The organism is Desulfomicrobium orale DSM 12838 (assembly GCF_001553625.1).
In the GTDB taxonomy this organism is placed as follows: Bacteria; Desulfobacterota; Desulfovibrionia; order Desulfovibrionales; family Desulfomicrobiaceae; genus Desulfomicrobium; species Desulfomicrobium orale.
In genome coordinates, this window is the sequence record NZ_CP014230.1 from 2,082,434 (window position 1) to 2,106,108 (window position 23,675).

At 60.3% G+C, this 23,675-nt stretch carries 24 protein-coding genes and 1 pseudogene; 14 read left to right on the forward strand and 11 right to left on the reverse strand.

The window, feature by feature from the left end:
* Positions 1 to 38 precede the first annotated feature (38 nt).
* From AXF15_RS09640 to AXF15_RS09650, 3 genes are all read right to left on the reverse strand, one after another.
* Entirely contained in the window at positions 39 to 1,490 is a 1,452-nt protein-coding gene (locus AXF15_RS09640; protein ID WP_083517974.1) for a tetratricopeptide repeat protein, read from the reverse strand.
* A 178-nt stretch (positions 1,491 to 1,668) separates the two neighbouring features.
* Positions 1,669 to 2,517 carry a menaquinone biosynthetic enzyme MqnA/MqnD family protein gene (locus AXF15_RS09645; protein ID WP_066606629.1) on the reverse strand — a complete coding sequence of 283 codons (849 nt, stop codon included), beginning with the start codon at positions 2,515 to 2,517 and terminating at the stop codon, positions 1,669 to 1,671.
* 65 nt (positions 2,518 to 2,582) lie between these two features.
* Positions 2,583 to 3,254: an adenylate kinase gene (locus AXF15_RS09650; RefSeq protein ID WP_066606630.1), complete on the reverse strand. Its 672-nt coding sequence runs from the start codon at positions 3,252 to 3,254 to the stop codon at positions 2,583 to 2,585.
* 153 nt (positions 3,255 to 3,407) lie between these two features.
* Here AXF15_RS09650 and AXF15_RS09655 point away from each other — a divergent pair, with 153 nt between their 5' ends.
* The 4 genes from AXF15_RS09655 to AXF15_RS09670 all read left to right on the forward strand — a co-directional run bounded on the left by AXF15_RS09655 (position 3,408) and on the right by AXF15_RS09670 (position 8,024).
* The gene (locus AXF15_RS09655; RefSeq protein ID WP_066606636.1) at positions 3,408 to 4,166 is read left to right on the forward strand and encodes a hypothetical protein; all 759 of its coding nucleotides are present in this window, start codon (positions 3,408 to 3,410) and stop codon (positions 4,164 to 4,166) included.
* 179 nt (positions 4,167 to 4,345) lie between these two features.
* Positions 4,346 to 5,878 carry a murein biosynthesis integral membrane protein MurJ gene (murJ, locus tag AXF15_RS09660; protein WP_066606640.1) on the forward strand — a complete coding sequence of 511 codons (1,533 nt, stop codon included), beginning with the start codon at positions 4,346 to 4,348 and terminating at the stop codon, positions 5,876 to 5,878.
* A gap of 58 nt (positions 5,879 to 5,936) precedes the next feature.
* Positions 5,937 to 7,160 carry an LL-diaminopimelate aminotransferase gene (locus AXF15_RS09665; protein WP_066606643.1) on the forward strand — a complete coding sequence of 408 codons (1,224 nt, stop codon included), beginning with the start codon at positions 5,937 to 5,939 and terminating at the stop codon, positions 7,158 to 7,160.
* An 84-nt stretch (positions 7,161 to 7,244) separates the two neighbouring features.
* Positions 7,245 to 8,024: a tRNA1(Val) (adenine(37)-N6)-methyltransferase gene (locus tag AXF15_RS09670; RefSeq protein ID WP_066606646.1), complete on the forward strand. Its 780-nt coding sequence runs from the start codon at positions 7,245 to 7,247 to the stop codon at positions 8,022 to 8,024.
* Between the two features lie 24 nt (positions 8,025 to 8,048).
* Here the strand turns inward: AXF15_RS09670 and AXF15_RS09675 are convergent, their stop codons facing one another.
* The 3 genes and pseudogenes from AXF15_RS09675 to AXF15_RS09680 form a co-directional block, all read right to left on the reverse strand.
* On the reverse strand, positions 8,049 to 9,710 hold the full coding sequence (locus tag AXF15_RS09675) for a glutamine--tRNA ligase/YqeY domain fusion protein (RefSeq protein ID WP_066608896.1): 1,662 nt from the start codon (positions 9,708 to 9,710) through the stop codon (positions 8,049 to 8,051).
* A 129-nt stretch (positions 9,711 to 9,839) separates the two neighbouring features.
* Positions 9,840 to 10,271: pseudogene (locus tag AXF15_RS14705) on the reverse strand (NUDIX hydrolase); the annotation flags it as partial.
* Positions 10,268 to 10,789, reverse strand: coding sequence for a nitroreductase family protein (locus AXF15_RS09680; RefSeq protein ID WP_066606656.1), 522 nt, complete (start codon positions 10,787 to 10,789; stop codon positions 10,268 to 10,270). The gene AXF15_RS09680 and the pseudogene AXF15_RS14705, both read right to left, overlap by 4 nt.
* A gap of 127 nt (positions 10,790 to 10,916) precedes the next feature.
* Between AXF15_RS09680 and AXF15_RS09685 the strand changes: the two genes are divergently transcribed.
* From AXF15_RS09685 to AXF15_RS09700, 4 genes are read left to right on the forward strand one after another with little or no spacing between them, the layout of a single operon-like run.
* A complete protein-coding gene (locus AXF15_RS09685; protein WP_066606659.1) occupies positions 10,917 to 11,360 on the forward strand; it encodes a DMT family transporter in 444 nt (147 codons plus the stop codon).
* Positions 11,361 to 11,368: 8 nt separating this feature from the next.
* Positions 11,369 to 11,713, forward strand: coding sequence for a cytoplasmic protein (locus AXF15_RS09690; RefSeq protein WP_211258972.1), 345 nt, complete (start codon positions 11,369 to 11,371; stop codon positions 11,711 to 11,713).
* Between the two features lie 28 nt (positions 11,714 to 11,741).
* A complete protein-coding gene (gene yjjX, locus AXF15_RS09695) occupies positions 11,742 to 12,266 on the forward strand; it encodes an inosine/xanthosine triphosphatase (RefSeq protein WP_066606660.1) in 525 nt (174 codons plus the stop codon).
* Positions 12,267 to 12,313: 47 nt separating this feature from the next.
* Positions 12,314 to 12,724: a hypothetical protein gene (locus tag AXF15_RS09700; protein ID WP_066606662.1), complete on the forward strand. Its 411-nt coding sequence runs from the start codon at positions 12,314 to 12,316 to the stop codon at positions 12,722 to 12,724.
* Between the two features lie 105 nt (positions 12,725 to 12,829).
* Here AXF15_RS09700 and AXF15_RS09705 read toward each other — a convergent pair whose 3' ends face one another.
* From AXF15_RS09705 to AXF15_RS09720, 4 genes are read right to left on the reverse strand one after another with little or no spacing between them, the layout of a single operon-like run.
* Entirely contained in the window at positions 12,830 to 14,083 is a 1,254-nt protein-coding gene (locus AXF15_RS09705) for a replication-associated recombination protein A (protein WP_066606664.1), read from the reverse strand.
* Between the two features lie 5 nt (positions 14,084 to 14,088).
* Entirely contained in the window at positions 14,089 to 14,559 is a 471-nt protein-coding gene (gene tsaE, locus AXF15_RS09710; protein WP_066606665.1) for a tRNA (adenosine(37)-N6)-threonylcarbamoyltransferase complex ATPase subunit type 1 TsaE, read from the reverse strand.
* Entirely contained in the window at positions 14,556 to 15,008 is a 453-nt protein-coding gene (locus AXF15_RS09715) for a CBS domain-containing protein (RefSeq protein ID WP_066606668.1), read from the reverse strand. The genes tsaE and AXF15_RS09715 overlap by 4 nt, the downstream gene beginning before the upstream one ends.
* Positions 14,984 to 16,537, reverse strand: a complete 1,554-nt coding sequence (locus AXF15_RS09720) for a bifunctional ADP-dependent NAD(P)H-hydrate dehydratase/NAD(P)H-hydrate epimerase (RefSeq protein ID WP_066606671.1) — start codon at positions 16,535 to 16,537, stop codon at positions 14,984 to 14,986. Before AXF15_RS09720 ends, AXF15_RS09715 begins: the two co-directional genes overlap by 25 nt.
* Positions 16,538 to 16,782: 245 nt before the next feature.
* Here AXF15_RS09720 and AXF15_RS09725 point away from each other — a divergent pair, with 245 nt between their 5' ends.
* From AXF15_RS09725 to AXF15_RS09750, 6 genes are all read left to right on the forward strand, one after another.
* Complete coding sequence (locus AXF15_RS09725) at positions 16,783 to 18,504, forward strand: methyl-accepting chemotaxis protein (protein ID WP_066606674.1); 1,722 nt, start codon at positions 16,783 to 16,785, stop codon at positions 18,502 to 18,504.
* A gap of 153 nt (positions 18,505 to 18,657) precedes the next feature.
* On the forward strand, positions 18,658 to 19,809 hold the full coding sequence (potA, locus tag AXF15_RS09730; RefSeq protein WP_066606677.1) for a spermidine/putrescine ABC transporter ATP-binding protein PotA: 1,152 nt from the start codon (positions 18,658 to 18,660) through the stop codon (positions 19,807 to 19,809).
* Positions 19,799 to 20,650, forward strand: a complete 852-nt coding sequence (potB, locus tag AXF15_RS09735) for a spermidine/putrescine ABC transporter permease PotB (RefSeq protein ID WP_066606679.1) — start codon at positions 19,799 to 19,801, stop codon at positions 20,648 to 20,650. The genes potA and potB overlap by 11 nt, the downstream gene beginning before the upstream one ends.
* The gene (gene potC / locus AXF15_RS09740) at positions 20,650 to 21,414 is read left to right on the forward strand and encodes a spermidine/putrescine ABC transporter permease PotC (RefSeq protein WP_066606681.1); all 765 of its coding nucleotides are present in this window, start codon (positions 20,650 to 20,652) and stop codon (positions 21,412 to 21,414) included. The genes potB and potC overlap by 1 nt, the downstream gene beginning before the upstream one ends.
* Positions 21,411 to 22,442 carry an extracellular solute-binding protein gene (locus AXF15_RS09745; protein WP_066606683.1) on the forward strand — a complete coding sequence of 344 codons (1,032 nt, stop codon included), beginning with the start codon at positions 21,411 to 21,413 and terminating at the stop codon, positions 22,440 to 22,442. The genes potC and AXF15_RS09745 overlap by 4 nt, the downstream gene beginning before the upstream one ends.
* A gap of 83 nt (positions 22,443 to 22,525) precedes the next feature.
* Positions 22,526 to 23,023, forward strand: coding sequence for a CinA family protein (locus tag AXF15_RS09750; protein WP_066606690.1), 498 nt, complete (start codon positions 22,526 to 22,528; stop codon positions 23,021 to 23,023).
* Positions 23,024 to 23,066: 43 nt separating this feature from the next.
* On the opposite strand, the gene AXF15_RS09755 is transcribed toward AXF15_RS09750, so the two are convergent.
* Positions 23,067 to 23,528 carry a hypothetical protein gene (locus tag AXF15_RS09755; protein WP_066606693.1) on the reverse strand — a complete coding sequence of 154 codons (462 nt, stop codon included), beginning with the start codon at positions 23,526 to 23,528 and terminating at the stop codon, positions 23,067 to 23,069.
* Positions 23,529 to 23,675: the final 147 nt, after the last annotated feature.

A 23,675-nucleotide genomic window follows, 5' to 3' on the forward strand; every position in this document is an offset into this window, starting at 1 on the left:
AATGAACATCCGGCCTGAGTCAACATACAAAAACAGGATTACTTTCTCTTAGTCTGCAGTTCCGATTCATACTGCTTGAGCAGTTCAACAGTCTGGTTATCTTGAGGATTATTTTTCAAGATATGCCTGAGATCGGATATGGCCTTGTCTAACTGCCCTGTTACATGGTATGACCATGATCTATATTTAAACAATTCGAGGTATTCCGGGTTTTCTGTGATGGCAGACGTGAAATCTTCAATAGCCGCGGAATTTTTACCTTTATGCTGTAAACATATTCCTCTGCAAAAATAAGCCATCCATATTTGTGGAATATATTTTATATTCTTTTTCAATGCTATACTCATATCTGAGATACATAAATCAATATCAAAATCACAGTAAGCAGCATATCCTCTTTCAAAGTGGTATAAAATATCGTCATTATAAATTTCTATTGCCTTATTATAAAATTTTATTCCGTCTTTATATTTTTTTAAATTTTTCGTATAAATTTGTCCAAGCATATACCATGCCCAATGATAGTTAGAATCGAATTCTATAATTCTTTTAAAACTTTTTTCAGCTTCTTCTGTATCACCAAGCATAAAATAGCATGATCCTTTTATACGTTCCCTTTTTATAATCATAAATTCTGAGCCAGGAAACTCAGATAGAAGCCTACTCTCAATTTCAGCTACATCTTGAAGTATTTTTGTATACGTCTTATCGCCGTAGTAATATTTTAGATCGCTATATTTATCTGAATTATACAGATACTCAAGTATGAGCTCTAGATATAGGCAATATGCCTTACTCCCTTTAGGAGAGTTGTCCTTCATTTTCTTTGCAAAGTTATATGCATCCTTCCACGACCCTCCCCATTTTGGAAGCAGAATCGTAAACTTCTGATGATAAATATTGAAATATGTTTTATCTATATCAAGAGATTTAGTGTACCAAAATTCAAATTCTTTTCTCTGGGAAAGAGATATACATATCGTCATCATCCCGCAGTATATATCCATATCTTCTTTGTATATATTATAGGCTTTTTCTAATGCTTCTTTTGCTAGTTTTAACTTGTCATAGAAATTTCTAAATTGATCATTGCTTGTCTCATTTGCATATTTATCGCCACGATCTCTCCATCCATCATGTATATAGTAATTTCCAATTATAACATATGGAATATGTCGAGATGATTTAGAGCACCATTTTTTAAGCAATTCCTTTTCATTTCCTTCATTTTTACTATAAATATATTTATATATACTATATATTTTTTTTACTCCATCATTGTTATATATTTCATTTTTTTCAATATGATCAAAATAATTTTCAACAAATCTATAGTTTTCTTTTTTTAATTCCATTATTAATAATTCACCTACTTCCTTAACACTTAATATATCAATATTTTTAAATTCATTGTTTCTACATGAAGATAAAAATATTATTATTAGTAATAAATAAAATTTATGAATTTTATTCGGTTTGATGAAAGTCATTATTTTTTCTCCATTTTGAAATAATCTATTTTCTTCAACAAATCAGTTTGATCTTTTCCCAATATAATTCTTAGATGAGAATATATATGCCGTTGCGAGAGGATTCGTTTATGGAGTGCGCATCCGATGGACACCGCTTTTTACACATGGCGCAATTTCTTCCTCCGCGAAAGCCGGATCATTGTCTGCCGAACCATGTCAGGCCCGGAGCGCCGGGCAGCAGACCCTGGCGCGTGCAGCATTCGCCGAAAAGAAGGAGTGCCGCCTGTTCCCGTGCCCCCAGGCCGTAGCTCATGGCCTGCCAGTAACGTATCAGGCTTGGAGCGGGCAGCCAGTCCGGGCGGTACGGCTGCCTGGACAGGGTGTCAAAGTGCTCCGGAAGAGACGCGGTGATGCGGGAGATATGTCTGTTTAAGCGCTCCAGCAGGGCCGCGGCAGTATCGTTCAACGCCCGGCGTACGATCCATACGGCGAAGACAAAGGGCAGGCCGGTCCACGCGGTCCATTCCGAAGCCAGATCGTAGATGTGGTATCCGGGCGGAGGCAGAATGAAATGGCGCAGGGCCGCATTGCCGATTTCCAGAAACGGGCGGCCCGTGTCCAGTCCGGCTCCTGGCGGTACTTCCGACCATGAAACGGGCGGCAGCTCCCAGCGCTGGCTCCAGAGCACGCGCAGCAAGGCCGAGGACGTGGCCGAGGCGCCGGTCAGGCGGATGGGACCGGGATTTTTCTCCAGCCATGCGGGAAGTTCGTTCAGAGGGGCGGGCGAAAGAAACAGCACGCTCTGGACTTCCCGCTCCGCGCTGATGGAGGCTCCGGGCAGAAGCTGGTATTTCTCGGCGTGCAGGAGATACTCAAAGGACGACGAGGGCGAGACATCCAGAAGCCCGGAGTCCAGAGCCCGGTTCAGTTCGCTGGGATGCCCCGGCTGGTAGTGAAAATCCGGTCCTTCCGGACAACTTTGCTCAAGAAGGTGAAAGACATGCCAGATATTCAGGTAGTCTATTTTTCCGATGCGCAGGGTCATGAAGGAGTGCGGGGTTTGGTCAGGCCGGGGCGGATTCCGTCGAAAGACCGCCCCGGTGTATCCGGTTATTTCAACTGGGCCATGAGCGTGTTTTTGATGTCGTCGATGGAGCCTTCTCCGTCCAGCTCAATGTATTTGAACCCGGCCGTGTCCGCGAGATTCTTGAAATAATAGGAGGCGGCCAGGGTACCGGTCTTGGTGTCGTAGTAGATGTCGTGACGCTTATCGATGGCGGCCTCGTCCTGATCGTCGGCGCGGGAGGACAGCTCGCCGCCGCAGACCCGGCATTTTTCGCCGCTGGGCTTGATGGCGTCGATGAAAATATTGTTGGGGTGATTGTTGTCGTTCTTACAGAGGCGGCGGCCCATGATGCGGTTCTTGGCCACTTCGCGCGGCAGAAGGATTTCGATGACGTAGTTGAGCTTTACTCCGTCGGCCTGCAAGGCTTCCCACAGCTTCTGGGCCTGCACGATGGACCGGGGAAAACCGTCCAGCAGCCAGCCATTGGGACCCGTGTTCTTGAGCACATCCAGCACCATGGGAATGGTGATGTCGTCCGGCACAAGTTCGCCGCGATCGATATATTCCTTGGCTTTTTTTCCCAGTTCCGTGCCGCCGCCGATGTGCTTGCGAAAGATCGCTCCGGATTCGATATGATCCAGGTCGTATTTTTTCTTCGCCAGGGAGCCCTGGGTGCCCTTGCCGCTGCCGTTGGGTCCGAAAATGAGAATATTCAAGGCGAAACCTCCTGTAAAAAATTTCACAAAGAACTATAACCACCGGTTTGACCTGTCAACGGGAGACCTGAACGGGCTTGTCAGTTCCGGATTCCCGGAGATAAAAAGATCTCAAGGTGTCTTCGGCCGCATATCCGGGATATCGGAGGGATCATGGGCATTATGGATGAATGGGGCGACGCTCTGGTGCGGGAAACCCTGCGTGAAGCGGCCGACGTATTTTTCGGCGCCCGCAAGGAAGTGGAGGAGGAGATCGCTCTGTTTCAGTCCCGGGTGGCCGAACTCCGGGTTCGGGCGGAAAAGATACGGCTCTGGATCGGCGGGCTGTTTTTTCTGCTCGGCCCGGAAGGAAGCGCTGGGCTACCGGAAGGGCTGTGCGCGGGGCTGACTGCCGAAGATGTCCCGGAGGGAAGCCGCCTTGTCCTGCCGCGCCTGAGGAGCTTCACCAGAAGAGGGCTTTTCGTCAAAACGGCTTGGCGCCTGTATACCGAACTGTCCGGAATGATCGACGCCTACATGCATGGCGCGCCGTATGCCGATCCCCTGTATCCCGGCCGCAAGCTGGTCAGCGTCCACTACGATCAGGTGCGGCGGCATTGCGAGGCCGTCAACGAACGCATCGTCCGGCTCAACGAGTTCAACCGGCCTTCGGAATCCCTGGGGTTTGCCAAGCGCATGAATCAGAATCAGGTACATAAAGAATCCGTCACCGGAGGCGGGGAAGGAACCGTGTCCCTTGACGAGGATTTGGCGTTCAGCCCCATCGAGTTTGAAGACTGCGGGGTGCCGTTTTTTCCCGATCTTCCGGTGGATGGTACGGCGGAGAAACAATTCAGGGATTTGTGTGCCGGTATTTTTGCGCGGGAACCCGAACGGGCGGACATGGCTCTGGAGACTCTGCTCCAGGGATGACGGATGCGGCTGAACGTATATGCGGCCGCCCGGCATGCTTCATTCCTATTTGCCCGCATATCCGCTTTTCCTTTGCTTTTGCGCGGTTGCGCATGGAGAAGAGGCCGGATAGTTGATCCGGATCGACTCCGGCGGAGTGCGGGACAGCGCTCCGTAAAACCGCAACCTTTCCGACATCCGTGAGCACCCAGACCTCCATCGCCCGCAACGCCTCCATCGTTTCCGCCGCCACGCTTTTAAGCCGCCTGCTCGGTCTGGTCCGGGATCTGATCATGGCCTACGCTCTGGGCGCGTCCGTTCTGGCCGACGCCTTTTTTGTGGCTTTCCGCGTGCCCAATCTGCTTCGGAGCCTTTTCGCCGAAGGCTCCATGACCATGGCCTTCGTGCCCACCTTTGTGCGCGTCCGGAAGGAGGACGGGGATCAGGCCGCCTTCACCCTGGCCCGGTCCATCCAGTTCTGGCTGCTGGTCATTCTCGGCGGTCTGACCCTGCTGGTGGTCTTTTTTCCCCAGACCGTGACCATGCTCATCGCTTCGGGATTTGCCGCCAAGCGGCCGGAGATGTTCGGGCTCACGGCTCATCTGATCCGCATCTGCTTCCCCTATATCCTGTTCATCTCGGCCGTGGCCCTGTGCATGGGCGTTCTGAACAGCATGGGGCATTTTCTTCTGCCCGCCTTGGCGCCGTGCGTGCTGAACATCGCGCTCATTTCGGCCAGCCTGCTGGCCATCTGGCAGGACGGCAACGTAGCCGTATGGCTGGCCTGGGGCGTACTCGCGGCGGGGCTCGGGCAATGGCTGCTGCAACAGCCGGTGTTGCGGCAGAAGGGCTTTTCCTGGGTCGGCCCGGTCCGTCCGGCGGGGCCCGGCGTACGCCGTATAGGCCTGCTCATGCTGCCCACCATTCTGGGTTCGGCCGTGTATCAGCTCAATGTCCTGATCGGTACGGGCATGGCCTCTTTCCTGCCGGAAGGATCCGTTTCCTATCTGTACTACGCGGACCGGCTTTTCCAGTTTCCTCTGGGCGTATTCGGCGTGGCCGTGGGCGTGGCCGCACTGCCCGCCCTGTCCTCCCTGGCCGGAGAAGATCAGCGGCCGGAGTTCGGCCAAGCCCTTTCCTCGGCCCTGAACCTGATCCTGTTCATCAATCTGCCTGCCGCTGCCGGTCTGGCCGGTCTGGCCGGGCCGCTGGTGGATGTCCTGTTCGGGAGGGGGGAGTTTTCCGGCGCGGCGGTGCACGGAACGGCCTTGGCGCTTTTGGGCTATGTGCCCGGCCTGCCTGCCTTTTCCTGCGTGCGCTCTCTGGCTTCGGCCTATTACGCTCTGGGCGACACCAAAACGCCGGTCCGCGTGGCCGTGGTCTGCCTGCTGGCCTATGTGCTCATGGGCGGGATCGGCATGCAGGTTCTGGGGCATGTGGGGCTGGCTCTGGCGTCGTCCGTTTCGGCCTGGATCAACGTGCTGCTGCTGGGCGTTTTGCTGCGGCGGCACTGCGGGTCATGGTTCAGACCGGGGCGTGACCTGCCGCTGTGCCTGCTCCTGAGCGCGGGTCTTTTGGCCGGATGCCGGGCCAGTGCGGAACTTGGCCGCGTGAGCCTGCTTCTCATTCCTCTCTGGGCTGGTGCGTATATGGGACTGGGCCTTCTCGTGCGCGACGGACAGGCCCGCCTGCTGACCGCCGCTCTGGGCCGCAGGCTCCGCCGCTCCTCTTGAAGCGGGGTCTTTTTGCCGGTACGAAATTTTTTTCCGCAAACGAACAACCGAGGATGTCATGATTCGCGTCAACGAGAATTACCTGAAACTCAAGGCTTCCTACCTTTTTTCAGATATTGCCCGCCGGGTGGCCGACTTTCAGAAGGAAAACCCGGACAGGAAGATCATCCGCATGGGCATCGGAGATGTGACCGAGCCCCTGTCGCCCGCCGTGATCAGGGCCTTCCACGAAGGAGTGGACGAGATGGCCAGCGCGTCTACCTTCCACGGTTACGGTCCGGAACAGGGCTACGGATTTCTGCGTGAACTCATCGCGCGGGAGGATTTCCAGTCCCGTGGGGCGGACATCGCGCCGGACGAGATCTTCATCAGCGACGGAGCCAAGTGCGACACAGGCAACATCCAAGAGCTTTTTGCCGGAGACATCCGCGTGGCCGTGCCCGATCCGGTCTATCCCGTGTATGTGGATACCAACGTCATGGCCGGGCGTACCGGGAACAATGCGGGCGGCCGCTATGAGAGTCTGGTCTATCTGGAGGGCACCAGAGCCAACGGGTTCATCCCGGACCTGCCGAAGGAACCCGTGGACCTGATTTACCTGTGCTATCCCAACAATCCCACGGGCGCGACCATCACAAGGGAACAGCTCGGAAAATGGGTGGACTACGCCCGCAAGCACAAGGCCCTCATCCTGTACGATGCGGCTTACGAGTCTTTCATCCGCGATCCGTCGCTGCCCAGAACCATCTATGAAATAGAAGGAGCGCGGGAAGTGGCCATCGAGTTCCGCTCCCTGTCCAAAACCGCCGGGTTCACCGGCACGCGTCTGGCGTTCGTGGCCGTGCCCAAAACCTGTGTGGCGTACGACAGCGCGGGAAACGGCCACAGCCTGCACGCCCTGTGGAACCGCCGCCAGAGCACCAAGACCAACGGCGTGTCCTATCCGGTGCAGAAGGCCGCGGCTGCCGTGTATTCACCCGAGGGACGGGCCCAGACCGCGGCCCTTGTGGATCATTATCTGAGCAATGCGGCCATTATCCGCCGGGAAATGACCAGTCTGGGCTACGACTGCGTGGGCGGGGAGAACTCCCCGTATGTCTGGATCGACGGCAAGATGGGGTCGTGGGAATTCTTCGACATGCTGCTGCGCGAGGCGGCCGTGGTCTGCACGCCGGGGGCCGGGTTCGGCGCGTGCGGAGAAGGATTTATCCGCATTTCGGCCTTCAACAGTCTGGAGAACGTGCAGGAGGCCATGGAGCGCCTGCGGTCCGTGCTGAAGTAGGCGGGAGCGCCCGCCGGAGCCCGGAGGCGCCTGCCGCACGGGCCGGGTGGTTGAAAGAAATCAAATGGCGGGATGACGTTGACGATGGAGTTCGCACAGACTGCCGGGCTTTCCGTGAAGGAGGCCCGGCGTTTTTTTCCGCGCGGCCTGAGCCAGCCCGAAGCCGGGTTCCGTTTTTCCGTGGACGCGCTTCTTCTTGCGGCCTTTGCCGGGAGGAGAGGAGCGGGCGGTCTGGTCCTCGATCTGGGCGCGGGCTGCGGCGTGGTGGGTCTGGCCCTCGCGATGGGATGCCCGGCGATACATGTGGCGGGGCTGGACCGGGATGCGGAAATTCTCGTCCACGCCAGGGAAAATGCCCGGCGGCTCGGCCTTGAGGAGCGTTTCATGCCCTTTTTGGCCGATGTGGCCGCACCCGGCGGCCTGCGGGCGGAATGCGCCGACATGGTGGTCTGCAACCCGCCTTACCGGAGGGAAGGGGCGGGGCGCATGTGCGTGCGGGCGTCCAGAAATCCGGCCCGCTTTGAAACCCATGCCGGTCTGGAGGATTTTCTCCGGGCCAGCGCGTTTTTCGTGAAAAACAAAAGACCGTGCGCCTTCATTTATCTGGCCGAACGGGCGGACGATCTGCTGGCGGGTCTTTGTGCCGCGCGGCTGCGGCCCAGAGAAATACTTTTCATCCATCCCCGTCCGGGGCGGCCCGCCCGGCTGGTGCTGGTCCGGGCCGTGAAAAATGGCGGGGCCGGCTTGAGAGTTCTTCCGCCTCTTTTTCTGCACGAGAAAGAGAGCGGGGAGTTCACCAGCCAGACCCTCGCCTTCTGCCCCTGGCTGCGTTGCGCACCCGGGGAAGCACCCGGAAGTGGCTGATGCGGGCGTTTTCTGCAGCCCGCTCTACGCCGTGGCCTTGCTCCAGGAGTCGCGCAGGCCGACCGTGCGGTTGAAAACCGGTTTTTCCGGCGTGTGCTCGAAGCGGTCCGCGCAGAAATAACCCTGGCGCTCGAACTGGAAGCGGTCTTCGGGCGCGGCGCGGGTAAGGCTTTCCTCCACCACGCAGTCTGTAAGAGTGACCAGGGAGTGCGGATTGATCTGGGTCAGAAAGTCCGCGTCTTTGCCCGGAGTTTCGGCCATGAACAGGCGGTCGTAGAGGCGGATTTCGGCTCGCCTGCCATGCCGCGCGCCGACCCAGTGCAGGGTGCCCTTGACCTTGCGGCCGTCGGGAGCGTCGCCGCCGCGCGTCTGCGGATCGTAGGAGCAGATGACCGCTTCGATTTCTCCATCCGGGCCTTTACGTACTCCCGTGCAGGTGATCAGGTACGCGCCGCGCAGCCGTACTTCCCGTCCCGGAGCCAGCCGGAAGAATTTGGGACACGGGCTTTCCATGAAATCGTCGCGTTCAATGAAAATTTCCCGCGAAAAACCCGCCTTGCGGCCGCCCATGTCCGGGTTTTTCGGGTGGTTCGGCAGATCGAAGAATTCCTCCCTGTCTTCGGGGTAGTTCTCGATGACGACCCGCAGCGGGCGCAGCACGGCCATGGCTCGCGGGGCTGCGGCGTCCAGTTCTTCGCGCACGCAGTTTTCCAGCAGGCTCATGTCCACGCAGCTGTCCGAACGGCTGACTCCGATGCGTTCGCAGAAGTCGCGCAGGGCGGCGGGCGGAAAGCCCCTGCGGCGCATTCCCGAAATGGTGGGCATGCGCGGGTCGTCCCAGCCAGAGACCAGCCTTTCATCCACCAGCTGTTTCAGCTTGCGCTTGCTGGTCACGGTGTAATTGATGTTCAGACGATTGAACTCGTACTGCCGGGGCCGGGCCGGTACGTCGAGCTGGTCCAGAATCCAGTCGTACAAGGGCCGGTGATCGGCGAATTCCAGGGTGCAGATGGAGTGGGTGATGTGTTCCAGAGCGTCGGACAGGCCGTGGGCGAAGTCGTACATGGGGTAGATGCACCAGTTCGAGCCCGTGTTCTGATGCTCCTGGTGGAGAATGCGGTACAGGGCCGGGTCGCGCATGTTCATGTTGGGTGAGGCCATGTCGATTTTGGCCCGCAGGACGTGCGCGCCTTCGGGGAATTCTCCGGCCCGCATGCGGGCGAAAAGATCGAGATTCTCTTCCACCGGGCGGTCGCGGTAGGGGCTGTTCACGCCGGGCTCGGTCAGGGTGCCCCGGTAGCGGCGCATTTCTTCCGGCGGCAGGGAGCAGACATAGGCTTTGCCCTGACGGATCAGCTCCACGGCGAAGCCGTACAGGCGCTCGAAGTAGTCCGAGGCATGATGGAGATGGGAGCCCCAGTCGAAGCCCAGCCAATGTACATCCTCCTTGATGGATTCCACGTAGACCGGGTCTTCCTTGCCGGGGTTGGTGTCGTCGAAGCGCAGATGGCAGCGTCCGCCGTAATCCCTGGCCAGACCGAAATTGAGGCAGATGGACTTGGCGTGCCCGATGTGCAGAAAGCCGTTGGGCTCCGGCGGAAAGCGGGTGACGACCCGGCCCTCGTTTCTGTTGTGGGCCAGATCCTCTTCGATGATGGCGCGCAGAAAATTGGATGGCGTTTCCATGAATTGTCCTTGTTGGGTGCGTGTTGGGCGGTTTGTGTAAAGCCGGGATGCGGGGTTGGCAAGGCCCGCCAGGTACGTCCGCAGGGCGTCGCGGGTGCTCGGAAAGGCCAGCCCATCCCAGGGAATTTCGTCCGGGCCGAACAGAGTGAGGGCTTCGGCTTCTTCTCCGGGAACGGGGTTAGCCCGCTCAAGCCGGGCGCTGTACACGATGACCACCGGCGGCCAGTCCGTATAGGAAAACACGCTCACCAGGGCATTGAGCTCCACCGAAAGCCCCGTCTCTTCCCGGATTTCCCGCACGGCGGCCCGTTCCACGGGTTCGCCCCGGTTCACGTAACCGCCCGGCAGCAGCCAGCGCCCGGCATCACTCGGACGTTTGCGGCGCATGAGCAGGATTTTGCCGCCGATGTCCACAATGACGCAGGCCACGGTTTTGGGATCGAGATAGACCACATGGCCGCAATGGGAACAGCGCGGATGCGGGGTTTCGGTCCGGGCCGCGAGGGCGCCGCCGCAGGCTGGACAGAAGCGGTATTCCTCGTGGCGGCGGGAGCGGGTCATGCGTAGGTGTTGAAGCGGATTTTCCCGTCCTTCAGATTCTGGCGCGGATGGGGTTCGGGTTTCCGGGCCGGGTGGCCGATACCGATGACGGCTTCCACGTGCAAATGCTCCGGGATGTTCAGGATCTGCCGCACCCGGGTTTCGGCGGATGCGCCGAAGGCGTCTTCCCGCAGACGGATCTGCACCCAGCAGCTGCCAAGCCCCAGACTCTCGCAGGTCAGCTGGAGAATGATGGCCGCGATGGAGCAGTCTTCGATCCAGGTGTCGGCTGTGTTTTCATCGCCGAGTACGGCCACGCCCAGGGCTGCATCCTGCAGGAAGGCCGCCCCGTGGGCCTTGGCTTCGGCCAGCTCCCGGAGCAGAGCCTTGTCCGTGACGAAAAGAAACTCCCACGGATCGAGGCCGCGCGAAGAAGGCGAGCGGAGTAAGGCCTCCTTCAGTATGTCCAGGGTTTCGGGAGAGATTTCCTGTTCCGTGTAATGACGGACGCTGCGGCGGGAGCGGAGGAGACCGAGCATGGATGATTCCGTTGTTTTGCGGGATGTTTCTTGATCAGCGGCGGCCCTTTTCGTATCAGACGCCCCTGTGCGGGGCAATCTTTCCCGATGAAATCCGGAAATCCGGCCCATGCCGGCGGGAGGAAGAATGGACTGGCTGATACTTGCCTTGACGCTGCTGGCCGGATGTCTCATGCCTGTCCAGCCTGCGGTCAACGCGGTGGTGGCGCAGACGGTGCGCAGCCCGTATATTTCCGCATTTTTCTCCTTTCTCGTGGGGACCCTGGTTTTGTGGCTGCTCGTGGTCTTCCAGCGCACGCCCTGGCCGCCGGTCAAGGTGCTGGCCGATCTGCCCTGGTGGGTCTGGACGGCGGGACTCATGGGCGCATTTTTCGTCAGCATGACCCTCGTGGCCATTCCCCGTCTGGGCGCGGCCAATGTCATGGCTCTTCTGGTGGCCGGGCAGATGGGCCTGTCCCTGGCCATGGACCACTATGGTTGGCTGGGCGTGGCGGTGCAGCCGGTCAGTCCGTGGCGCATTCTGGGCGCGGTTCTGCTGCTGGTCGGCGTGGTTCTGATCCGCAGATTTTAGGAGGCGGCGTGAAAACGGTATTTTTTGTCTTCAACGGCGATCCCATGTGCTTTGTTCACGTTTTGCTCAATGCTCTGGACATGCATGGATGCGGCCGGGAGGTGCGGGTGGTCATGGAAGGCGCTTCGGTCAGCCTGGCGGAACCGTTGATGGAGCCCGGGCATCCGCTGCATCGGCTTTTTATCCAGGTCCGTCAGGCCGGACTCCTCGATGGCCTCTGCCGGGCCTGTGCGTCCAAGCTGGGCGCGGCGGCGCATGCGGAACAGGCGGGCATTCCCCTGATCGGGGACATGCACGGGCATCCGTCCATGCGGGAGTATATGGACGCGGGCTTTCAGATCATCACTTTTTGAGCGGAAACCGATATCCGGGCGGACTGACATGCGCATGCGCATCAACGTGGGATCGAAAAACCCGGTCAAGCTGGCGGCCATCCGGGATGTCATGGAAGCGCGTTTTCCCGGAGCCGATTTTGCGCCTGTGGCCGTGGATTCCGGAGTGCCCGACCAGCCCGTGGGCCTCGAACAGACTCTGGGCGGAGCCATGAACCGTGCCCGCGCCGCCTTTGCCCTGTCCTGTGATCTGGCCGTGGCTCTGGAATCGGGGCTTGTGCCCGTGCCCCTGACCCGCACGGGATACATGAACCTGACGGCCTGCGCCATTTTCAACGGAGAGGAAATGTTTCTGGGGCTTGGCCCCGCCTTCGAACTGCCGGACGAGGTGTCCCGGCTGGTTGTGAAAGAAGGCATGGAACTGGACCCGGCCGTGCGGCGGGCGGGCCTGACCGAAGACCCGCGCATCGGGTACGGTCAGGGCATCATCGGCATTTTGAGCCGGGGCCGGGTCACGCGCGCGGACTACAGCCGTCCGGCGGTGTCCATGGCGCTTGTGCGCATGGGGCTGTAGACGGCCGCGGGCTTTGAGCTGCGAAACACAAACCACATGGAGAAATCATGTCCCGTTCATATCTCGTATACCGGTGCCGGACAGGCGAGGCCATCAAGAAGCCCGAGGCGGTCATCGCCCTGTGGGATGAGGATGTGCCCAGATTTTCGGAAATTCTGGACGAAGCCGCGTCCGCGCGTCCGGACCGGGCCAGGAAGGAAGGGGAGTACTGGGAGATCGTGCTGAAGGAGAAGGCCGACCCGTACGATTGGGAAAAGGTGGTGAAACCCATCCGCAACAAGGAACACGATCCGCTGGGCGACATGTGGAAAGAGCGGGGCAAGATCCAAAAGCTCATGGACGAGGGCGCGACCCTGGAGCAGGCCATGCAGGTCATGACGCCGTTCAGCCACACCTTCCGCTACGAGTCCGAAGCGCCCAAAAGTCTTCTCCCGCACATGGATGACCTGAAGTCCTGATCTGCCGTAGTGTTCCCCGTGTTCGGGTCCTCAGCGCCCGGAAAGTATTTCGCCCCGTTTGCCGGATGTGTCGGCGGCGGGCGAAGCGTTCATGGCCGAGTGCATTCAGTCGTTCCAGTCCCGGTCTCTGCCTTTCGGCTTTACACGGGCTCCCCTGGTCCGGCGCAGCCACATGGTCAGCCGCTCTTCGTGCCCCAGGCTTTTGGGCTGGTAGAAAACCCGGCCTTTGAGTTCCGGGGGCAGATAGTCCTGCTCCACCCAGGCTTCGGGGTAGGCGTGGGGATATTTGTACCCCTGCCCGAATCCCCATTCCCGTTGCAGGCTGGTGGAAGCGTTGCGCAGATACAGGGGCACGGGTTTGGGGCCGCTGGCACGGATTTCCTTCTGGGCCGAAAGATAGCCCGCGTAGGTGGAATTGCTCTTGGGCGCCAGGGCCAGGTACACGGCCGTTTCGGCCATGGGAATCCAGCCCTCGGGCATGCCCACTCGCTCCACGGCCTGCTCGCAGGCCACGGCCAGAGGCATGGCCATCGGGTCGCCAAGGCCCACATCCTCGGAGGCCGAAAGGATCAGTCTGCGGCAGATGAACCGGGGATCTTCGCCGGTCTCCACCAGACAGGCCAGATAGTAGAGGGCCGCGTCCGGGTCCGAGCCGCGGATGGATTTGATCAGGGCCGAGGCCAGCTCGTAATGGGAATCTCCGTCCCGGTCTCCGCGCAGCACGATCTCCGGCAGTTTGGTCTTGAGATGCTCGGGACCCAGGTCCTCGTCCGCCAGTCCGGACACAAATTCCACCAGATTGAGCATGGTCCGCGCGTCGCCGCTGGACAGGGCGGCCAGGATTTCCAGGCTTTTCTCCGGGATATCCCGCCCCGTTCCCGCCGCGCCGCGCCTGCCCACATCCAGCAGTTCCGCCGGGCTCATGGAGCGCAGGCGCAGCACATGCAGCCGGGACAGAAGCTGCCGGGTCACGCTGAAGGACGGATTTTCCGTGGTGGTGGCGATGAGAGTCAGCTCGCCCGTTTCCAGAATGGGCAGAAAGAAATCCTGCTGGGCTTTGGAATAGCGGTGCAGTTCGTCCAGAATGAGGATGTCCTTGTCCTGAATCTGCTTGCGCAGGGCGGTAATGCCCACGTCCGGTGCGCTGACCCGCACGAAGGGCCTGCCGCTGTGCCGGGCCAGGAGCAGGGCCACGGTGGATTTGCCGCATCCCGGCGGGCCGAAGAGGAGCAGGCTCGGCAGCTCTTTGGCCTGCATGAGGGTGCGCAGACGTTCGCGGAAATGGCTCTGTCCGATGAAATCGTCCAGAGTTTCCGGCCGCAGGGATTCGGCGAGGGGGCGTTTGGCTGATACGGACATGAGATTTATGCGCCGCCGCCCAGAACACGCTCCAGAAAGAGCCGGGCCTGATCGTCGCTGGCGGTGAAGCGCACGGTCCGGGCGTCGTCCTTCACGTCCCAGTCCATGGTCACGAAGGATTCCGGCCGGGACGCCTCGGGCAGGAATTCGGCCCATTCCACCAGACAGAAAGCGCCGGATTCGAGAACCTCTTCCAGATCGGCCGAAAAGCCCTGTCCTGCCGTGCGGTACAGATCGAAATGGGCCACGGGCGGCATGGTCGGGTAGAGATTGACGAGATTGAAACTGGGGCTGCCGACCTCGGCGTTTTCGCTGCCCGGCAGCAGCTCGACCAGCGCCCGCACGAAGGTGGTTTTTCCCGCGCCCAGCTGACCGTTCATGAGTACGGCGGGAAGAACATCGGCCGCCGCGGCGGCGCGGGCGAAGGCCCGGGCCATGGCGGCGGTGGCGGCGGGAGTTTCAAGGGTCAGGATCATCGGGGCAGCAGGGTGCGCAGTATGTCGCGTTTGCCCACCACGCCCACCAGCCGTCCCTGATCCACCACGGGCAGGGTGTGGAACTGCTTGTCCACCATGAGGGTGGCGATGATGTCCACGCCCGTGTCCGGACTGATGAACTCCACCTTTCTGGTCATGGCGTCGGCCACTTTGGACGCGGCGATGCGTTTTACTTCCGTTTCCAGAAGCGCGGTGGTGGACAGGGGCACGAAGCCGTCCAGCAGGGTGAACAGGGAAGGAATGGGCAGGGATTTCTGCATCCTGACCAGATCGCTCTGACAGATGATGCCGACTACCCGGCCGGAATCATCCACCACGGGCAGGCCGTTGATGTCCCGGTCCAGCAGTATCTTCGCGGCCTCGGTGATGTCCGCGTCGGGACCGATGGTGATGGCGGGCGACGTCATGATGTCTTTGGCTGTGCGCATTGTTTCCACTCCTTCAGGGCTGCGGGCAGGTTTTCGACGATATCCAGCGGGGTGTTGCCCCGGTACGGAAAAACTTTTTCCAGCAGGCGGCCGGCATAACCATGCCAGTACACTCCGGCCCGAGCCGCGGTCAATGGCGCGAGCCCTTGGGCCATGAGGCTGCCGATGACTCCGGCCAGCACGTCGCCGGACCCGGCCACGGCCAGATTGGGGACGTGGAAGGGCGAGATGGCCACGGGCTCTTCCGTTCCGGCCACAATGCTGGCCGCGCCTTTCAGCACCAGAGTGCAGCGGCGGGCTGCGGCGAATTCGCGGGCGTGCCGGATGCGGTCGCGGTTGATCTCCGCGCCCGGAGCACCGAGCAGAAAGCCCATTTCTCCGGGATGAGGCGTGAGCACGGCTTCCGGCCCCAGGCGGGAGAGCAGCTCCTGGTTCTTCCCCAGCAGATACAGGGCGTCGGCGTCGTACAGGGTGCGTGGATGGGGCGCGTCCAGATAACGCCTAAGAAACCGCTCGGCCCCACTGTCGCGGCCAAGGCCCGGCCCCAGAACCACGGCGGAAAACCGGCGCGGCTGCGCTGCCAGATCCGCGTGGCATTCTTCGCTCCAGCGTTTCCCGTTTCCCAGCCCCAAAGCCATGATTTCGGGGGAGCTTCCATAGGACGGACTGAGTCCTTCCGGGCATCCGAGGGTGACCAGCCCCGCCCCCGAGCGCAGGGCCGCCCGGGCGGCCAGAAGCGGCGCGCCGGTCATGCCCGCCGAACCGCCCAGAACGAGCAGGTGCCCGGCGTCACCCTTGTGCATGTCCGGGGCGGGCCGCGGCAGCAGGTCCGCCAGTTTCTCCGTAAGGAGCGCGTGTCCTGCGGGGTGGCTGGCCTTGACCTGCCGGGGGATGCCGATATCCGCCACAACCAGCCTGCCCGTGTACGGCGCGGCCGGAGGCTGGACCAGGCCGAGCTTGGCCGCCCCGAAGGTCACGGTCAGATCCGCCCTGACGGCCAGAGGCATGGGTTCGCCGGTCAGGCCGTTCAGACCCGAGGGGATGTCCAGAGCCAGGATGAAGGCGTTTTCCTTCATGTCGTTCATGGCCGCGATCCAGGTCCGCATGTCCGGGCGCAGTTCTCCCTGTGCGCCCGTGCCCAGCAGACCATCCACAATCAGATCGGCCTTTGGAAAGGCGGGCGGCGGAGCGGACAGAAGAGCGCAGGGAATATCCATGTTCCTGGCCAGATTCAGATGGTAGGCAGCGTCGCCCGTGTAGCCGTCCAGAGGCCGGGAGTGCATGATCCGGACGGCCAGACCGTCGTTGGTCAGATGCCGGGCCAGGGCGAAGGCATCGCCGCCGTTGTTGCCGGGACCGGCGAAGACCAGAACGGAGCCGAACTTTCGCCCGGCCGTTTCAGCCCGCAAGACGTACAGCGCGGCCCGGCTGGCGTTTTCCATCAATATCCGGCCGGACAGGCCGAAGTTGTGGATGGTCTGCTGGTCCCAGACGCTCATTTCATGCGGAGTAGGCAACGGAGAGAGCATACGTCCTCCAGTGGATTTTTCCGGGATTATGGTCCGGAACGTCCGGCCAGGGCAACACCTTTATGGTCGGGGCCGGTTGTGCCCCACATATCGGGGATATCCGGGCGCTTACATGTATCCTCTTGATTTACGACGGGTTTGTTGCCTTTGGCACGGCCCGCGCGTATGCTCTGAATATCCGTGGACAGAGCTTCCCGGACGCGGTGGCTCCCCCGCATCAACATTCCCGCAGGAGGGTATGCCCCATGTGGAACAGGCTTGGGCTCACCTGGAAAATGCTACTCATTATTTCCTCCGGCCAACTGCTTCTGGCCGCGGTCATGATATCCATGCACGTCACGGACAGCAGGAAGGCCGCCATCGAGAGCCGTCTGCAGGAAAGCCGCTCCGTGGTTCTCATGGCCGAGTCCGTGCGTGAGGATATGGCGCGCAAGCTTCAGGACGGGGTTTTGCGTCCTCTTGACGAACTGCGGGAAGATCCGCCGCGTCTTTTGCAGGCCGTACCCATCGTCTCTTCCATGAGCACGGCCAGAGCCAAGGCTTCCGAACTGGGGGTGGAATTTCGCGTGCCCAAGGAAAGCCCCCGCAATCCTCAGAACGCGCCCGGCGAGCTGGAAAGCCGGGTGCTCAAAGAGTTCGCGGACACGGGCCTGCGCGAGAAGGTCATCGTGGAAAAAGACCGCATTTTGTACTTCAAATCCATCATCCTGTCGGAGGACTGCCTCTATTGTCACGGCGATCCCAAAGGGGAGCGCGATCCCTCGGGCGGGCTCAAGGAAGGATGGCGTGCCGGGGAGGCGCATGGAGCGTTTGTCATCATTTCCTCGTTGAAGGAATCCAACGCCGCGCTCACCGCGTCCATGCTGAAATTCTCCGGGTGGACGGCCGGTGTGCTGCTGCTGGCCGGAGGGCTCGGATGGCTGATGGTGCGGGGCAGCATACTGGCGCCGCTGCGCACGGCCGGAGCCTTTCTGGAGCGTCTGGCCGTGGGCGACATGTCCGGAGAGCTGCCCGTCACCCGCCGGGATGAACTGGGAGAGATGCAGCGTCATCTGAACAAGACGGCTCAGGGCATCAGGTCCATCGTGTCGGAGATCGCGGGGCGTTCCAGAGTGCTGCGTGAGTCGTCCTCCGCGCTGAAAGGGATGTCCAATGAACTGCTCGGCAGTGCGGAGGATCTGGCGGGCAAGGCCAATACGGTGGCCGCCGCATCCGAGGAAATGAGCGCCAACATGCATTCCGTGGCGGCGGCCATGGAGGAGGCGTCCGTCAACATAGGCACCGTGGCCACGGCCTCGGAGGAAGTGCATTCCACGGCGCGGGAGATTGCCGGGAGCACGGACCGGACCCGGGAAGTCGCCAGACGTGCCGTGAGCACGGCGGCTTCGGCATCGGACCGGGTTGGCAGACTGAGCGCGGCCGCGCAGGAAATAGGCTCGGTCACGGCCGCCATCACGGCCATTTCCGCGCAGACGAACCTGCTGGCCCTGAACGCCACCATCGAGGCGGCCCGGGCCGGGGAGGTCGGCCGGGGTTTTGCCGTGGTGGCCAACGAAATCAAGGAGCTGGCCAACCAGACGGCGGCGGCCACGGAAGAAATCCGGGAACGGGTGGAAGACATCCAGAATTCGACCACGGCCACCACCGGGGACATCACGCAGGTCATGGCGGTCATCGAGGAAGTCAGCTCATTCGTGGCGGCCATCGCCTCCGCCGCGGAGGAGCAGACCGCCGGAACAGAAGAAATCGCCCGCAACGTCGGCCAGGTCTCCTCGGGCATCCAGGAAGTGAACGAGAACGTGGCTCAGGCGTCCGCGGTCACGGGGGCCATCGCCGAGGACGTGAGCATGGTCAGCGAGGCTTCGCGGCATATCTCCGGAAGCAGTTCGGCCCTGAAGCGTAATGCGGAAAGTCTGGCCGGGCTGGCCCAGAGCCTCGAAGAGCTGGTGCAGAAGTTCAGGTTGTAGGCAGGCGTACCGCGCACGGCCGGGATATGCGGCTTTTTCCCGAATCTTCCGGTCCGGCGGTGAAGCCGGGAAAATATCCTTGACTCCGTAGCGCATCTTCTCCAGAAAAGGGCCTCCTGAAACGTCCGATCCGCAGCTCACAAGGGGAAGATCATGACCGATTTCGCCGCGTCCGGCCCCGGCTCCGGGGCGCCTGTTGTTCAGCTGCGGGGCGTGACTAAAGACTATGACGGCCAGCCGGCCCTCCGAAATGTCTCTCTGGATGTCCGCCGGGGGGAATTTCTGACCATCCTCGGCCCTTCGGGATGCGGCAAGACCACCATCCTGCGCCTTGTGGCCGGCTTTGAGACCCCCTCCACAGGTTCCATCTTCATCGACGGGCGGGACGTGACGAACCTGCCGCCGGAACGCCGCGCCGTGAACACGGTCTTCCAGAGCTACGCCCTTTTTCCGCACATGAATGTCTTTGCCAACGTGGCTTTCGGTCTGCGCATGCAGGGGCGGCCCGAGGAGGAAATCCTTCGTGAGGTGGGCGAGGCCCTGCGGCTGGTGAAAATGGAGGGCTTCGAGACGCGCATGGTCAACCGGCTTTCGGGGGGCCAGCAGCAGCGTGTGGCCATTGCCAGGGCCATCATCAACCGGCCTCTGGTGCTGCTTCTGGACGAACCCCTCTCAGCCCTGGATTACCGCCTGCGCAAGCAGATGCAGCTCGATCTGAAGCACCTTCAGCGCAAACTGGGCATCACATTCGTGCTGGTCACCCATGACCAGGAAGAAGCTTTCTCCATGTCCGACAGAGTGGTGGTGATGAACAACGGCCACATCGAGCAGACGGGCACCCCGTCGGCCGTGTACGAGGAACCCTGCAATCTGTATGTGGCCCGCTTCGTGGGCGAGATCAACATCATCAACGCCGAGGTGGTGGAGCAGCTGGAAGGCCGGGCCAGGGTCCGGGGACAGGGGCTTGACGTGTTCATGGGCACCCGGCGGAAATTCGCGCCCGGCGACCAGGTGCACATTCTGCTGCGGCCCGAGGATTTGCGCGTGGAGACGCTGAAGGATCTGGCCGAGGATCCGGAGCTCGAGGACAGCTTCGACAAAGGGCGGTCCATCGTGGGCACGGTGGCGGAAACCATCTACAAGGGCGCGACCTACGACGTGGTGGTGCGGCTGGACGCGGGCAGCACGGTCACGGCTACCGAATTTTTCAACGAAGACGATGAAACCGTGTACTTCCGCGCCGGGGACAGGGTGGCCGTAAGCTGGGTCGAAGGCTGGGAAGTGGTGCTGCCCCATGAAGAATGACGGATTCTTCAAAAACGCCGTCATTGCCGGAACCATCGGGTGGATGGCCGTTTTCGCCTTTACGCCCAACCTGCTGGTTTTTCTGGCCAGCTTTGGAACCACGTCTCCCGAAAATTTCGTGGAACCCGGACTTTCCCTGGCCAACTACGCCCGGCTCATGGACGCGAGCCATCTGGGCATTTTCTGGTCTTCCCTGAAGCTGGCCGGGCTGGTCACCCTGATCTGTCTGGCTGCGGCCTATCCCTTCGCCGCCATTCTGGCCCGGACCAGAAAATCCTTGCGCGGCGTGCTGCTTTTGCTGGTGGTCATTCCCTTCTGGACCAATTCCCTGGTGCGCACCTATGCCATCACAGCCATGCTGAACGCCAGCGGCATAGTGAACAACCTGCTGCTGTCTCTGGGGATCATCGCCGAACCCCTGGCCATGATGTACACGCCCGGTGCGGTGGTGCTGGGCCTGACGTACACTCTTCTGCCGTTCATGATTCTGCCCCTTTACGCGGCATTGGAGCGGCTGGACCAGCGCTATCTGGAAGCGGCGCGGGATCTTGGGGCCACTCCATGGAATGCCTTCTGGCGGGTCACCGTGCCGCTGACCATGCCCGGCATCGTGTCCGGCTGCATGCTGGTCTTTCTGCCCGGCATCGGCATGTTCTACGTGTCCGACGTGCTGGGCGGGGCCAAGGCCATGCTGCTTGGAAATTTCATCCGCGACCAGTTTCTGACCACCAGAGACTGGCCCCTGGGCGCGGCGGCCAGCGTGACCCTGACCGCCCTTCTGGGTCTCATGCTTCTCCTTTACTGGAAAAGCGCGGCCCGTCTGGGCCGGGAGGACGCCTGATGCGCATGTGGAAACGCCTCTATCTGGGGCTTGTCTATTTCTTTCTGTACCTGCCGCTTGTGGTCATGGTCGTCTATTCCTTCAATTCGTCGCGTTTTTCCCTGGCCTGGAAAGGCGCGACCCTGGAATGGTACATAAAGCTCTTCTCCAACACGGCGCTCATCCAGGCGGCCTGGAACTCCCTTGTCATCGCGGCTCTGGCCGCGACCTGTTCGAGCATCCTGGGCACGCTCATCGCCATGGCTTTGCAGCGGTGGCGCTTCCCGTCGCGCAAGGTCATCCACACAACGCTTTTCGTGATGATGATGTCTCCGGACATCGTCATTGGCATCTCTTTGCTGGTGCTGTTCATGGCCCTGTCCCTGCCGCTGGGATTCTGGACTCTGCTCATGGCCCACATCACCCTGTGCGTACCCTTCGTGGCCATCACCGTGCACGGGCGGCTTCAGGGCTTTGATCCGCATGTGGTGGAGGCTGCCCGCGATCTGGGGGCGGGCGAGTACGAGGTCTTCCGCCATGTGGTGCTGCCCATGGTCTTTCCGGCCGTGCTGTCGGGCTGGCTGCTCAGCTTCACCCTGTCCATCGACGACGTGATCATCAGTTTCTTCACCACGGGGCCCACATTCGAGGTGCTGCCCCTGCGCATTTATTCCATGGTCCGGCTGGGTATCAAACCCGAGGTCAACGCCCTGTGCGCCATCATGATCCTCATAACCGCAGTGGCAGTGTTCCTGTCCCGGCGTCTGCTCAAGGAGAAAGCATGAAACGGAGCTTCCTGTCCCTTTTCTGTCTGCTGCTGGCCGCTCCGGCCATGGCCGCGTCCGGGGAACTCTATGTGTACAACTGGTCGGAATATCTCCCGGACAGCGTGCTGCGCGACTTCACCAAGGAAACGGGCGTCAAGGTCATCATGTCCACCTACGACAGCAACGAGGCCATGTACGCCAAGGTCCGCATGATGGATGGGAAGGGCTACGACATCATCGTGCCGTCCACGGATTTTGTGGCCCGCATGCGCAAGGAAGGGCTGCTCCTGCCGTTGGACAAGAGCAGGCTGACCAATCTGGGCAACCTGGACCCGAGCCTCATGAACCAGCTCTTTGACCCGGACAATGTTTACAGCGTTCCGTACATGTGGGGCTCCACGGCCATCGCCGTGAACGGAAAAAATGCGGACGCGGTGGGCATCGTTTCTTTTGCCGACCTGTGGAAGCCTGAGTTCAAGGGAAAAATTCTTTTGCCCAACGACATGCGCGGCGTGCTGGGCATGGGGCTGAAGCGGCTGGGTTATTCCCTGAACGAGGCGGATCCGGCGAAGGTGGCCGAAGCCTGCGAACTGCTCATCCCTCTCATGCCCGGCGTGCGGGTGTTTGACTCCGATTCCCCCAAGCTGGCCCTGCTGAATAACGAGGTGCTGGCGGCCGTACTCTGGAATGGAGAAGCCTACGCCGCTTCGGGGGAAAATCCGGATATCCGCTGCATTTATCCCGAAGAGGGCTTCAGCCTGTGGGCGGACAGTCTGTGCATTCCCAAGAATGCGGCCAACGTGGAGAATGCGCATCTTTTCATCGACTATCTGCTCCGGCCCGAGGTCAGCGCCCTCATCTGCCAGGAAATGGGCTATTCCTCTCCCAATCTGGCCGCCAAGGCTCTTTTGTCCGAGGAGGTACGCGGAAACGAAATCGTCTATCCGTCCCATGAAACCATGATGCGCGGCGAGTTCGAGACGGATCTGGGACCGGCGGTAAAGGCCTATGAGGAATGCTGGATGCGGCTCAAGACCGGGAGATAGCTCGGTGCGGCAAACTCTGCCCGGCCGGTCCCTCACGTGCGGCCGGCCGGAAGAAATGCTGAGCGGGAGGACGCGAGATCAGTATGCGGTCTGAGGACGAACACCTTGCCGCGCGTCTGGGCGTGGCCCTCAGTGCCCGGGGATGGCGTATGGGCACCGCGGAGTCATGTACCGGAGGGCTCATGGCCAGCACGCTGACCGATACTCCGGGAAGCTCCGCCTGGTTCGAGGGCGCTGTCGTGGCGTATGACAACCGCGTCAAGACGGACCTGCTGGGGATTTCCGGGGACATCCTGACCGGGCACGGCGCCGTCAGCCGGGAGTGTGTGGAGACCATGGTCGCCGGACTGTGCTCGCTTCTGCGAGTGCCCGTGGGTATCGCTGTTTCCGGTATTGCCGGACCCACCGGTGGAAGCGCGGAAAAGCCGGTCGGCACGGTGTGGATGGCCTGGAGTGTGGAGTGCAGGATCTGGAGCCGAGTGTTTCATTTTACGGGGGACAGGGCGGCCGTCAAACGGCGGAGCGTGTTGGCCGGGCTTGGGGAACTGGAGGCTTTTCTGACGAAAAACGGCGCGCCATGAAGACGCGCCGAAAAAAAGAGCAAGACTGGATTTTCCGGAGTCCTCAGTTCATGTAGTCCCCGCGGTTGAACTTGAACTCCTCCGTGACGGCCAGGATATCCAGTTCTTCGATCATGCGGTCGAGGTCCCCTTTCCCGGCGGCTGCGGAGGCATCTCCTTTGACGTCCCGGACGTGGCTGCGTATCTCGTCCAGCATCCGGTAGCCCGCGCGCAGATCGCCCTGCGGTGCGGCGAGGGTCTGGGAATAATTTTCCCACTTGGCAAGCAGGGTGTCCATTTTATCCATGATCGTTCGCTCTGTTGAGGTGTGCAGCATCGATGCCTGCAAAACCTGATCAATTCCCGGCTGGGGCATGGCCGGGAGTGCGGTTGCGGCCGGTTGCGCGGCGTTTTCGGACTGCATTTCCTGGGTGAGAAAACGTGCGAAACCCTCTCCCTGATTGTTCTGGGAGATTTTTTTCTGTTGGGGCAGCAGAGCTGCCAACTGGTCCGGAGTGATTTTCATGGTCTTTTCTCCTTTTTGCAGGCTTCAAAGCAAGGAGCCTGCCAAAAGAGATTTTCTTTCATCTCATTGAAATTTTGCGTATTTTTATTTCCAGTCGGCAAGGTTTGCCGGATGAACACATTCTGCGCCGCTCATAACGCGGCGTTG